This is a genomic window from Bacteroides sp. 41_26, assembly GCF_949740115.1.
Classification (GTDB): Bacteria; Bacteroidota; Bacteroidia; order Bacteroidales; family Bacteroidaceae; genus Bacteroides; species Bacteroides nordii.
This window is the reverse complement of record NZ_CATJGZ010000086.1, coordinates 1-13,551: the sequence shown is the minus strand read 5'-3', so window position 1 is coordinate 13,551 and position 13,551 is coordinate 1. Positions and strand designations below refer to the sequence as shown.

14 protein-coding genes are annotated in these 13,551 nt (G+C 36.9%); all 14 read left to right on the top strand.

What is annotated here, in order from left to right; genetic code table 11:
* Positions 1-783 carry a polysaccharide deacetylase family protein gene (locus QX565_RS12680; RefSeq protein WP_007487205.1) on the top strand — a complete coding sequence of 261 codons (783 nt, stop codon included), beginning with the start codon at positions 1-3 and terminating at the stop codon, positions 781-783.
* Between the two features lie 8 nt (positions 784-791).
* A complete protein-coding gene (locus QX565_RS12675) occupies positions 792-1,925 on the top strand; it encodes a glycosyltransferase (protein ID WP_289292933.1) in 1,134 nt (377 codons plus the stop codon).
* 9 nt (positions 1,926-1,934) lie between these two features.
* A complete protein-coding gene (locus QX565_RS12670) occupies positions 1,935-2,942 on the top strand; it encodes a GNAT family N-acetyltransferase (RefSeq protein ID WP_007487208.1) in 1,008 nt (335 codons plus the stop codon).
* 28 nt (positions 2,943-2,970) lie between these two features.
* Positions 2,971-4,197: a hypothetical protein gene (locus QX565_RS12665; RefSeq protein WP_007487210.1), complete on the top strand. Its 1,227-nt coding sequence runs from the start codon at positions 2,971-2,973 to the stop codon at positions 4,195-4,197.
* A gap of 68 nt (positions 4,198-4,265) precedes the next feature.
* A complete protein-coding gene (locus QX565_RS12660) occupies positions 4,266-5,552 on the top strand; it encodes a glycosyltransferase family protein (protein ID WP_007487212.1) in 1,287 nt (428 codons plus the stop codon).
* Between the two features lie 57 nt (positions 5,553-5,609).
* Entirely contained in the window at positions 5,610-6,782 is a 1,173-nt protein-coding gene (locus tag QX565_RS12655) for a glycosyltransferase (protein ID WP_007487213.1), read from the top strand.
* A gap of 4 nt (positions 6,783-6,786) precedes the next feature.
* The gene (locus QX565_RS12650; RefSeq protein WP_007487215.1) at positions 6,787-7,371 is read left to right on the top strand and encodes an acyltransferase; all 585 of its coding nucleotides are present in this window, start codon (positions 6,787-6,789) and stop codon (positions 7,369-7,371) included.
* A gap of 1 nt (position 7,372) precedes the next feature.
* The gene (locus QX565_RS12645; protein WP_007487216.1) at positions 7,373-8,251 is read left to right on the top strand and encodes a polysaccharide deacetylase family protein; all 879 of its coding nucleotides are present in this window, start codon (positions 7,373-7,375) and stop codon (positions 8,249-8,251) included.
* Between the two features lie 75 nt (positions 8,252-8,326).
* Complete coding sequence (locus QX565_RS12640) at positions 8,327-8,935, top strand: sugar transferase (RefSeq protein ID WP_289292932.1); 609 nt, start codon at positions 8,327-8,329, stop codon at positions 8,933-8,935.
* Positions 8,935-9,525: an acetyltransferase gene (locus QX565_RS12635; protein WP_289292931.1), complete on the top strand. Its 591-nt coding sequence runs from the start codon at positions 8,935-8,937 to the stop codon at positions 9,523-9,525. The genes QX565_RS12640 and QX565_RS12635 overlap by 1 nt, the downstream gene beginning before the upstream one ends.
* 10 nt (positions 9,526-9,535) lie before the next feature.
* On the top strand, positions 9,536-10,801 hold the full coding sequence (locus QX565_RS12630) for a DegT/DnrJ/EryC1/StrS family aminotransferase (RefSeq protein WP_289292930.1): 1,266 nt from the start codon (positions 9,536-9,538) through the stop codon (positions 10,799-10,801).
* Positions 10,802-11,602: 801 nt separating this feature from the next.
* Positions 11,603-12,082, top strand: a complete 480-nt coding sequence (locus QX565_RS12625; protein WP_289292929.1) for an HU family DNA-binding protein — start codon at positions 11,603-11,605, stop codon at positions 12,080-12,082.
* 10 nt (positions 12,083-12,092) lie between these two features.
* Positions 12,093-12,443, top strand: a complete 351-nt coding sequence (locus QX565_RS12620) for a hypothetical protein (protein ID WP_025868321.1) — start codon at positions 12,093-12,095, stop codon at positions 12,441-12,443.
* Positions 12,444-12,461: 18 nt separating this feature from the next.
* On the top strand, positions 12,462-13,409 hold the full coding sequence (locus QX565_RS12615) for an N-acetylmuramoyl-L-alanine amidase (RefSeq protein WP_289292928.1): 948 nt from the start codon (positions 12,462-12,464) through the stop codon (positions 13,407-13,409).
* Positions 13,410-13,551: the final 142 nt, after the last annotated feature.

Genomic DNA, 13,551 nt, shown 5'->3' with positions numbered 1-13,551 from the left:
ATGAATATCTTGAAAAAAATCATATACTTTAATATTGTGCCTTTGGTAGGATTTCTCAATAATAATAAAAACAAATTTATTAATGTCATATACTATCACGATATTGTAAGAGGTAAAGGCTTTGGTAGTCAGCAGACAAATGTAAATACATTTAAAACTCAGATGCAATATCTTCATGATTATGGATATGTAACCTATACTTTTGATGAGTTAGAGAACCCTGTGAATTTGAAGTTTCATAAAAAGCATGTACTTATAGCCTTTGATGATGGCTGGATTTCAAATTATACTGAAATTTTTGAATTTATGAGATCTCTTGGGATAAAATACAATGTTTACTTAACAATGGGTAAGATTGGAGTTGATGTCAATTATCTTAATTGGGCTCAAGTGAGAGAAATGCATGATAGTGGCTATGTTGGTTTTGGAGCACACACCTATACGCATCCGTCTATGAGAGATATTTCTTCTATTGATGTAAATCTGGAGATCGTAGAGTCTGATAAGAGATTTAAGAAGGAACTTGGTTATGAACCACATGATTTCTGTTATCCTTTTGGTTATTTTTCTGAAGTATCTAATGATTATCTTGTAAAATGCAGTAACTATACTAGAATATATACTTCCCAAATGAGTTACTCATATCTAAAAGATGGGAATATAATATTTGGTAGAAATTCAATTGTAAACGAGGAACCCTTTAGGGTTTTTAAAAATAAATTGAAGGGATATTATAACGTGTTTAATTCGCTGACAAAATTGAAATTATACCAAAACAAATAGAACCATTAATGAAAAATATTCTATTTTTTTGTACACGTTATCCTGGCTTAGGTGGTATTGAAAAAGTGACAGAATATCTTGCAAATGAATTGTCATCAGGATATAATGTTTCCATTTTCTCAGCATCTCCTTTGGTGGATGAAAGTTTGCTACAAAAACTTAATTCGTCTGTTGATTATTTTTATAGTAGAACAAGTCTAAAAGAGGACATCCTACATGTACTTGATGAGGGTAGAATAGATTTTTTTATATATCAAGATAGCTATTATAATAGAGAGAATGAGGTCCTTGCTGCCATCAAAAATGCTAAAAAGAAACCAGTATTAATTGTCGTTGAACATAATACACCTGACTGTTATTTAATTAGTAACAAACTATCGTCATGTAATTTAGTGTTGAAAAGGATTAAGCGACTGGGAATAATGGTCTATACAATGTATAGACATAGAAAAATGTACAGAATGGCAGATAAGTATGTATTGCTTTCTAAACGCTTTGTTCCAATTTTTAAGAAAATTACTTTTATAAGAAATCCGAAAAAATTGATGTGGATAAATAATCCAACCACATGTGATATTCCTATTGAGATTGATTTTAAATCAAAAGAGAAATTGTGTGTTTTTTCAGGGCGTTTAGTCCCTCAAAAGGGGATACATTTATTGTTGGAAATTTGGAATCGCGTCTCCAAATTACATCCAGATTGGAAACTTAAAATTTTAGGTGATGGTGAGAAACGAGAGTGGATGGAACAATATGTAGTGAATAATAATCTACAAAATACGGTTACATTTGAAGGATTTCAAGTTAATGTGGAAGGTTATTATAAAAGGGCGTCCATTCTTACAATGACAAGTATATACGAGGGATGGTTGTTAAGTCTTTGTGAATCAATGCAATATGGGTGTCTTCCAATGCTGTTCGCTTCGTACCAAGCAGCTTATGATATTGTTGATAATGGCTACAATGGCATCTTAGTGGATGCTTTTGACATAGAAAAATATGTTAATCAGTTAGATACTTTGATGACCGATTCCAATAAATTGAGAAAGATGCAAATAGCAGCAATTGATAAGGCGTCTCATTTTTATATTCAAAACATAGGAGATAAATGGCGCAAATTGTTAAATACGTTTGAATCATAAATTAGTAAAATGGAAAAAGATAATATTGTAGTAAGAAAAGTTGAGGCTAATGATTTTGATAATCTTGTTAGACTCTATAATGAGGTTTGGCCGGCAAAGGTTGGTGAGAATGAGGCAGATCACTACAAAATATGGGCTACAAAGGCCGGATTTGTTTTAAAAGAATCTACCGGTGTTAGTTATTTAGCTGAAAAGGATGGTAAAATTGTAGGAAGCCGTACATCTTTTTTTGTAAATGCTTATTATGGAAATAGAAAATTAACTTGTGTTCAATTTGCTGATTCATGTGTAGCTAAAGAATGTAGAGGTAAACATCTTTTTTTAAGACTGAATGAGGCTTTTTTGAATTCATTTTTTAATGATAAAAAGGGGGAGCTTATTTATAATATTAGTGTAGAAGCTTCGCGTAAAGCATATGAAAAGCTTGGTTGGGTATACATTAAATCGCTTACTGGTTTTAGAAAATATACGTCCCCACTAAAAACATTATGGAAGTTGCGTTTTAATATCAAGAAACTGTCTGGGGCTCCAATATGGGATACAGAGACAATTGTAACTCCAATAGACGAAAAACTTTTGGAAGTACGCGAAACTGAAATGCTGAAGTATGAGAATATTCACATTAAATACGACAATGAGACATTTCAGTGGAGAATGAAATCAAAGAATGGTATTAAGATGTGGAATAGAGATGGTTTGGGTTGCATTGTATATAAATATGGTAAAAAATTACATGGTACAACTGTTGTATTTATTGGAGAAGTTTTCCTTTATAATTATACAAGAGAGGATTTTAAGACCTTGTTAAGTGCTTTTCTCAAAGATATAAAACCTGAAATAGTTCTGGCGGATGTCGCCTTGGGACATCCATTGTTTAATTTTTACAAAGGTTTCGGTTTTAAAGTTTCCAAAGAATTCGTAAATCATGGAGTAAAGGTTTTGTCTGACGAAATGAAACATATTTGCTTAAATCCTGAGAATTGGGCTATTTCATTTATGGATATTGATACCTTTTAAAGTTTAAATAAAGTTTTTTGATTACTGAATGCAATTACTAAAAACATATATAATAACAGGTAGGGATAAGTTTTTTTTGGTAGTATATTCTTTATTCGCAGCTTTCATCCTTGTACCTTTTGTGTCGGATATTACGCCCTTAAATAGTCAGATTGTAGACTTGGCTGTTTTTGTAACTTGTATTCTGTTATATCCGAGAGCTTATGGTAATAGGTTAATGTTGTGGACATTTGCGTATTTCATGGTGCTATTTCTGTTTGTTATTTCAGGGAATGATATTACTATAGGGATTGGAAAAGTTGCGCCGTCAAAGAAGTTACTCATTGAGCTTGCATGGTTGTTACCTTCAATTTGTGTAGTAAGTATTCTTCGTTATAAAGATAATTTGAAATTATATTATTATGTCGCTATTATTTCGGTATCTTTATACATCATTTCTTTTTTATCGGTTCTTCCAATTATCATGGAGTATGATATGAGGGTTATTGCTATACAGGAAGAAGCGGGAGTATCCATACATGGTATTCCCAGTTATACTTTGATGCATGCTTTTGCTATATCTTTACCTGCTGCATTTATGTCATGTAAGGCATTTATTGGTAAACAAAGACTGGTTATGTTAGCGTTAGCTGTATGTAACATTATTCTTGTTGTAAATACAAATATTACTACTTCAATAGTAGCTTTGTTGATATGTATCATTTTCTTTCTCTCGTATGGTGGAACTCAAGGCTTTAATTTCTTTCGTTTGGCAATATTGTCAATATGTATATTTGTAATATGGAATTTGGGGCTTGTAGAGATATTTTTGAATTATATGTCCGGATGGTTTGAAGGCACTGCTGTCCAACCCAAAATAGAGTCTTTCATTGCAGTATATCAGAGTGGAGATTTGGCTGCTGATGAAACTGGTTCTATTTCTGGCCGTGAAACTCTACATGCGATATCTATAGACTCTTTCTTATCAAATATTTTTTTGGGTGGTGGTCAAGTTGGGGGGCACTCAGCAATTCTTGATAGATTAGGTGGAATGGGGTTGTTTTGTGGAATACCATTTATTATGATTCTTATTAGTCAAATTGTAATTTGGAAAAAAAAGATCTATGACCATTTAGCACTCATGTATTACTATTTGGGTGTATTAGTTGCTTGTATATTTCTTTATACCAAGGGCTTATTTGGGGAGCAGGGATGGTTTATGATTTCGATATTTGTACCAGTCGTGATATATGTTTGTAGTTTAAAGAAATCATGATTGAGTTACAAACAATATAAGCTCGTATAGATATTGATTTATATAGTTGTAATATTTACTAATGTATTATGGCAAGAATATTAGTAACTTCAATTCCTGCATGGAGTAAAAGTACGGGATATGATTCTTTTAGCACTCTTTTTGAGGGTAATAGAGAACATGAGATAGCTAACTTATACATGCGCGCTGAATTACCTGATTCTGAAGTGTGCTCTCAATATTTCAGAATATTAGAGGGAAAGGTGGTAAAAAGCGTTTTCTGGCGTAATATCACAACCGGCTCTTGTGTAACAGTGCAGTCTGCAAATGATGGTAATGCAGAATTGAAGGCTGAAAAGAAAAGATATGCTTATTTCTCAAAAAATAGAAATTCCATTTTTTTATTAGGAAGGGAACTTGCATGGAAAATGGGTAATTGGAAAAGTAATGAATTAAAGGCCTTTTTGGGAGATTACCACCCTGATATACTAGTTTTCCCTATTGAGAGCTATATTTATTTTAACCGTATAAATGAATTTATAATAGATTATTGTAAGCCTAAGCGTGTTATAGGAATATTATGGGATGATAATTTTACATATAAGCAGAATAATAAAATCTCGTATAAGATTGGGCGGTTCTTTACACGTCGTTCTGTGAAAAGATTAGTAAAAAAATGTGATGAAATATTGACTGTCTGTCCTAAGATGAAGAAGGAATGTGATAGTGAGTTTGGAATCAATTCTACTATTGTCACAAAACCTATCATATCGTTGCCATCGTCTTTAAAACCTTACACTCCTACAACTCCACTCCGGCTCATTTACACTGGCAAACTGAACATTGGTCGCGACAAAGCGATAATGGCTATTGTGCGTGCATTGAAGATTATAAACCAGAATGGGTGTAAAGCCTATATTGATATTTATACACAGACCGACCTTACGGATGAACAGGTAAGGCTACTTACTGTTTACGGAACAAGTTTCCTGAAAGGAGTAATCCCTCAGAACCAAGTTAAAGAGGAACAGGCTAAATCTGATATCTTAGTTTTTGTGGAAGATATTTATGACAAACATAATAAAACAGCAAGGTTGTCTTTTTCCACAAAAATTACAGACTATCTGAGCCAGGGCCGCTGCATATTGGCTATCGGTCCCTCTGATATCGCATCTATTGAATATTTTTCAGAAGAAAAGGCTGCTATTGTATGTAATGTTGAAGATGAGATATTGAAAGCTTTGCAAAGAGTTGTAGATTCTTCTGAACTTTTGACAGAGTATGCAGTGAATGCCCGTTTGTGTGGTGAACGTAATCATAGCATGTTGCATATAAAGACCCTTTTTATGGAAAAATTGTTAGGCGAAAGTTTGTGATTATAGTGTAAATTTTATCGAAATATATGTACATGGTAAATAATGTAATTTGAGTGTATGGTAGCACGAAGTAAACCACATAATATATTACAAATAATTAATTTGGCAAGTAGTGCCAGGAACTTTATTGGTGGCCAGTTTATGTATCTAAGGCAAAATGGGTATAACATGCATCTGATTTGTAGTCCAGATAAGATGATGGATGAATATGCAGCGATTAATCAGATAAAATACTATCCAATTCAATTAGCAAGAACTCTGTCACCGTGGAATGATTTTAAGGCTTTCGTGAAGATATGTAAATACATCAGGTCTAATAACATCGATACCGTGATTACGCATCAGGCAAAAGCGAGACTGCTGGGGACTACGGCTGCGTATCTAATGCATGTCCCGAATAGGATAATTTTCGCTCATGGAGTATTGTTTGAGACACTTCGAGGATTAAAGCGTGAACTCGTTATTCTGATGGACAAAATAGTTGCAGCTATGGCTCATAAAACAGTTTGTGTGAGTCAATCAGTTGCCAGAATACGACAGGCGTATAAGATAGAGAATGTGTCACAGGAGTTTTTCTTAGGGGCGGGAACGTGTGGAGGAATTGATACTCAGAATCTATTTAATCCAGATAGGTTAGTAGAATCCGAACAGGAGTTGTTGAAAAACGAATTAGGGATAAAGAACGGAGATTTTATTATTGGCTTCTGTGGTCGACTGGTACGAGATAAAGGGATCAAAGAATTGGTTGATGCCTTTAAGTTAATAAAACAGAGGTATGCTGATTCAAGTAACATTAAATTGTTCGTTATCGGAAATGGGGAGGTTCGTGATAGTATCAGTATGGAACTTATGGATTATATCAATAATAGAGTCGATATCATCCATGTGGATCGAGTAGAGTATACTAATATATATAAGTATTTTGCTTTGTTTAGCGTGATGGTGTTACCGTCTTACCGGGAAGGTTTCGGAATGGTGACTATTGAATGTGCCGCAATGGGAGTTCCTGCCATTGTTTCGAAATCAACAGGTTGTATTGATTCTATTGAAGAAAATAAGACTGGTATATATTGTGATATTACAGCTGAATCTATAGCAAAGCAGATAGATTATATGATAGCTAACCCTAGGATAAGAAAAGAAATGGGTGAGTATGCTAGAAAAATTGTAGTTGAATTGTATGATTCGTCAGTAGTGTGGCCACATGTAATAAAAGTAATAGAAGCATAAAAATATGGAGACGAAAAAGTTTTCGTTAACCTATAGACTATTGCGTGGTATAGGTTTTAATTATTCAGAAGAAGAATATGGGCAAGTTTCATTGTGTGCTGTTATTTACCGTGTATGTAAAACATACCGTGATACCTTTTTAATAAAATATGTGATGGACTCTTGGTTGCTTTCACCGCTGCTTCCAAGGAAAATACGCCCTTGGATTTTGAGGAGAGTTGGTTGCCATGTTGGCAAAAATGTATTCGTTGGTGACCACGTCTGGATTGATTCAGGACATGCGGATCATATATATATAGAAGATCATGCTCATATTGCCGCAAGTTGTAGATTGCTATGCCATCAACGTAACTTGAGTAATTATTGCGTTGGTGACGATTATGCTAAACTGGGTTATCGTTTAGGAGAAATTCATCTTAAAAAAGGTAGTCTTATAGGAATGGAAACTTTTGTGATGCCTGGTGTTACAATAGGTGATGGTGCCATTGTAGGTGCTGGCTCTTTGGTCACAAAAGATGTTCCGGCTTGGACCATCGCCACAGGAAGACCAGCAAAGGTTGTAAAAGAAATACCTAAAAGAGAAGAATAAGATGAACGTATTATCATATGATATAGAAGAGTGGTATATTGAAAAGAAGTTCAATGGTGGGCGTAAAGAAAAATATATGGAGTATGATGTATACTTGCATCGCATTCTCGATTTACTCGATAAACACAGTATAAAGGCTACATTTTTTTGTGTTGGAGGTATTGCCATTGATTTTCCCTATGTTGTTAAGGAGATAGCACAACGTGGACACGATATTGGTTGTCATTCTAATGAACATATTTGGCTCACTAAAATGACTCCCATTCAATTACAGGAAGACACAAAGGCGGCTATTGCCGCTTTGGAAAATTGTTGTGGTAAAAAGGTGGTAAGTTATCGCGCTCCTGCCTTTTCTATAGGTGAAGACAATAAATGGGCTCTTGAAATTCTTGCTGAGTGTGGTATTGAACGAGACTCGTCACTTTTTCCTGCAAAACGCGATTTCGGAGGATTTGATGGATTTCCCACAACAAATCCTTCAATAATAGAATATAATGACGTTAGAATAAAGGAATTTCCAATAATGCTTACTCCTATTATTAGTAAGCAAATAGCCTATTCCGGTGGAGGGTATTTTCGTTTCTTTCCATATTGGTTTATAACGAGCAATATGAAAAATAATAATTATAACATATGTTACTTTCATATTGGAGATCTCATTTACAGCCAAAATCATATGATGACACGAAATGAATATGAAATTTATTTTCAAGAGAAGGGCTCTTGCTTCAATCGCTTGAAGCGGCATTTTAAGTCTACTGTTGGAACCAAGGGAGCTTTTGGAAAAATGGAAAAACTTATAGGTCAGTACGATTTTGTAAACTTGGCACAAGCTGATAATGATATTGATTGGAGCAAAATAAACATTGTTAAGTTATAGATATTATACAATAGAATAAGCTTGAAATATTTTACATTGAGTATTATATTATTATAACATATTCAGATTAATCCTATGTATAAACATCTTTTTAAAAGGCTTATTGACTTCTGCATTGCTTTTATAACGTTGAGCATTTTATTTATTCCGTTGGTTATCATAACCCTGTGGTTACACTTTGCAAATAAAGGTGCCGGGGTATTTTTCTTCCAAGAGCGTCCCGGCAAAGACAGTAAGATTTTTAAGATTGTAAAGTTCAAAACCATGACCGACGAGTGTGATGCCAACGGCAATCTTCTGCCCGATGAGATGCGGTTAACGAAAGTTGGAAAATTTGTGCGTTCTACAAGTATTGATGAATTACCGCAGTTTTGGAATGTGTTGGTTGGCGACATGTCGTTAATTGGTCCTCGTCCATTGCTGGTGCAATATTTACCTTTGTATAGCCAGGAGCAGGCTCGTCGTCACGAAGTGCGTCCCGGAATCTCTGGCTGGGCGCAGTGTCATGGTCGCAATTCGTTGTCATGGAACGAGAAATTTGCCTTGGATGTGTGGTATGTTGATCACTGTACATTAATAACAGATATTAAAGTGATTTTCATAACAATCAAAAAGGTACTTGTTCGCGACGGAATTTCACAAGAAGGCAACGCCACAATGGAACCTTTTAACGGAAATAACTAATGTATTTATATGGAGCAAGTGGTCATGCCAAAGTGATCATTGATATTATAAAAGCACAAGGTGGAGTAGTTGAAGGCTTGGTGGACGATAACCCCAACCTTAAAGAATTAAGTGGTACTCCAATCTTGCATGATGCCACTGGGTTGTCTCCTTTTATTATCAGTATTGGTAACTGTAAGATTCGTAAGATAATTGCAGAACGGCTTAATTGTAAATTTACTATGGCAATTCATCCCACAGCAATCATTTCGTCTACTGCCATAATTGGAGAGGGTTCTGTGATAATGCAAGGTGCTATTATCCAAACAGAAGTAAAGATTGGTAAGCATTGCATCGTCAATACGAAGGCCAGTATAGATCATGAGTGTGTGATTGGTGATTACGTTCATATAGCACCTGGTTGCACGATTAGCGGTGATGTACATGTGGGGGAAGGAACCTGGGTTGGCGTTGGTTCGACCATTATTCAAGGTGTTAGAATCGGCAAAAACTGTTTTATTGGTGCCGGTAGTGTGGTAGTTAAAGATATTCCAGATAATTGTAAGGCATATGGTGTGCCTTGTAAAATCATACTAGAAACAACAAAATAAAATATAAACAATGGCTTACGTTCCTAAAAAGACGATTTATCTCTGCCTTGCCCACATGAGTGAAGAGGGCATTGAGCAGAAATTTGTGAAAGAGGCGTTCGATACCAACTGGGTGGTACCTTTGGGACCGAACGTGAATGCGTTTGAAAATGACCTTAAAAAATTTGTCGGAGGTAAGAGTGAAGTTGTTGCACTCTCGGCTGGTACGGCTGCTGTGCATCTTGCATTGCTTGCTTGTGGTGTTCGGGCTGGTGATGAGGTAATAGTACAGTCGTTTACCTTTTGTGCTTCGTCGCATCCGATTACTTATCTTGGCGCAAAACCAGTGTTTGTGGGTTCTGAAATAGATACGTGGAATATGGATTCCATACTTCTTGAGGAGGCCATCAAAGACCGTATCGCTAAGACTGGCAGGAAGCCTAAGGCGATTGTACCTGTGGCACTTTATGGGATGCCTTATGACTGCGAGAAGATCATGGAGATTGCGAACCGATATGATATTCCGCTTATAGAAGATGCTGCAGAAGGCTTTGGTAGCAAGTTTGACGGTAAAGTACTGGGTACATTTGGTAAGTTTGGTGTACTGTCATTTAACGGTAATAAAATGATTACTACATCGGGTGGTGGAGCTTTGGTTTGCCAAAATGCTGAAGATAAGAACACCATTATGTGGTATGCCACTCAGGCACGTGATGCTTATCCTTATTATCAACATACAGCTATCGGGTATAATTATCGTATGAGCAATATCTGTGCTGGTATTGGTCGTGGTCAGATGACTGTGGCAGATGCGCATATTGCCCACCACAAGCATGTACAGGCTTTGTATGAGAAACTATTGAAGGATGTAGAGGGGATTCATGTCCATAAGCAACCAACGGACTCACGCTATGACGCAAACTTCTGGTTGTGTACTGCTACCATTGACCCTGATGTGAGGATTGTTGGTCAGGAGAATGCTTATAAGGAAATTGTTAAGACTGCTGTGGGGGGGGCTGCCGGTGTAATTAAAGCTGTGAACAGTGCTACAACAGATTGTCAGCCCAATCAGAATGTGGAAGCATTGCGTGTATTCATGCTTTCGAAAATGATTGAAACCAGGCCGGTATGGAAACCGATGCATAAACAACCGGTTTATGCCGATGCTCCTTTCTATACTAACGGTGTAGAAGAAGAGATATTCAAGACGGGTTTCTGTTTGCCTGCTGGTCCTTATGTGACGGATGATAATGTGTGTTATATCGTGGAATCAATCAAGGAGGCGATTGTGAAATAGTTGACGGATATTCTTGCTTAAGTGACTCATTTCTTCTATGGGTTTTTGTGTAACGGGTTAAGATGCAATTTATATTGTTGTGGAGATTAAAAAACGTATGAAGAAATAAACTCTTGATGAGGATTTTTTTGAGTCTGCTGAAAGGACTTTTCTTGTTTTTCTGTATTCCCTATTTTGTCTGGAAACAGAAGACGACTGTATAAACCCAAACATTGGATTCGTCCAATGCTTTCTTCTTTACTCTAAAGATTAAGATGGAGTAAGGAGTGCCGGATTATTCTGATGTGAATCATGGTAATCTTGCTTAATATTATTGTTTGTTTGTGTAGCCCTCCTTTATAAGGCCTGGCGTGGCTTATAAAATAGAGGAGGGCTTTTATTTAGAATTCAATGCGTCCTTTTTAAATATGATGCTACATTCTTTTCATCTCAAATGTAGCTATCAATAGCCAGATTTCTCTGTTTTACGGAGAAGTTTGGCTATCTTTATTTTGTGATATTGAAACTCACACTAAATATAAAGAAAGGCCGGAGTTGTAAATGTGCAATTCCGGCTTTTGGGGGTATTCTGGTTTTTAATGTAGTTTTAGATTATGCTTACTTGCCGGGAAATAGAAATAACTCTTTTATTACCTTCCCTCTCTCCCTTTCTTGTCCTGTAATTGTCTCTTTTTATATATTAAATCGTATTAAGAGGATGCTGTAACCTGTCTTTTTGTCTCTGAGGTGAATGTCGCATCTTTGCAATGTTAACGTTAGCGAAGTAATAACATTGAGTATTTATTTAAAAAAAAGAAGATTATGGCAATTAGATTTAAAAGAATTTTACGTTTGAGTGATCCGACAGACAAAAGTTCAGTTAAAAGAACGTATCCTATTATTTCTTATAAGTATGACACCGCGGCAACACTAAAAGAGGTGGCGCAGGAAATCAGTGGAAATTCGGGTGTGAGTGAAGGTGAGACAATCAGTGTACTGAAAGATTTTCGGACACTGCTGCGTAAAACTCTTCTGGGTGGACGTTCGGTTAATATTGATGGGATAGGTTACTTTTACCTGTCGGCACAAAGTAAAGGAGCCGATAAACCGGAAGATTTTTCGGCAAGTGACATTACAGGATTGCGTATCTGTTTTCGTGCGAATAAGGATATACGTATTAATGCGGGAGCATCCTCTACCCGTACCGATGGATTGACGTTTAAAGACCTGGACAGAATCAATGATGAAGGCTCCGGTACTCCTTCCGGAGGAGAAGGGGAAGGAGAGGATCCTTCTGTATAACGTAAGTTAGGTGTCGTTGACAACAATTATGGCCTTCATCACTGCCATTGGCGGGCTGGAGGCCATTAAATGGCTCGTGCGATTGGTTACTTACCGAAAAATGGATGCCCGGAAGGAGGAGGCATCAGTGAGTTGTATAGAGGAGGAGAATCGCAGAAAGAAGGTGGATTGGCTTGAAGAGCGCCTGGAACAGCGCGATGGGAAGATTGACGGACTTTATGCTGAACTACGGAAGGAGCAGGAAGATAAAATGGGGTGGATGATCCGTTGCCATGAAGTAGAACTGGCACAGAAGGAGTCGGAAATAAAGAAATGTGAGATAAGAGGGTGTGGAAAACGTATTCCTCCGTCGGATTATTAATCTTAAAAAATGAGTATTATGAGGAGAATCGATTCGATTATAATTCATTGTTCGGCTACGCAGGCGGGAATGGATTTCAGCGCTAAAGATATAGATCGTTGGCATCGTGCCCAGGGGATGAACGAAATAGGATATCACTATGTGGTACGGTTGGATGGAAGTGTGGAACCCAGGAGAGAGATTACGCGGATGGGGGCTCATTGTATAGGATGGAATGAGCGGAGTATTGGTATCTGCTACATTGGTGGGTTGGATGCCGGGGGACATCCGGCTGATACACGAACCAGGGCGCAGAAAGAAACGTTGAAACGGCTTATCGGGGAGCTGAAACAACGCTATGGGATAGTGACGGTGATGGGGCATCGGGATACTTCGCCGGACCTGAATGGAGATGGGAGGATAGAACCGGGTGAATTTATAAAGGTATGCCCTTGTTTTGATGTTAAGAAATGGTTGTTGATAGGGGTGATTTTGCCTTTTTTGTCGGCATGTGGCAGTTCTCATTTCCGGATAGAACGGAACGTGGAAATAGACTCTGTTACTGCAAAAGGGCATTATGAAAGAGTGGATAACGTACGAAAAACGGAATGGAAAAATAACAGGCAGACTGATGAACATATAGAAGAAACTGTCTTCTCTTGGAAAGAGGATACCATGGGAGTAGGTCATGAGAATGGAAAAGCAGTACAAAGGAAGTCTTTTTCCGTTACTAAAAAGGTTATTGATAGAGGAAGGACGCAATTGCAGAAAGGATGTGCGGAACACTCTTTTGTAAAAGCCGATTCTTCTTTTGCGGTTGGTAAATCGTTGATAAAAGTGGATGAACGGGAGAAAAAACAGAGGAGGCAGATAGGAGGGGTATGGGCATTTGTAGCGATAGCCGGATTCCTGGTGATATGTATCTTATTTTTTAGAAAGTTTTTGTTGTTGATAATCAGTAACTTCGTTTCTTCTGGAATAAAATAGTGAAAAAATAATTATCGAAAGTTTTGGAATTCTCAAAATAAGCTGTACCTTTGCATCGCTTTTGAAACGGAAGTGTACGGGCGCTTAGCTCAGCTGGTTCAGAGCATCTGGTTTACACCCAGAGGGTCGGGGGTTCGAATCC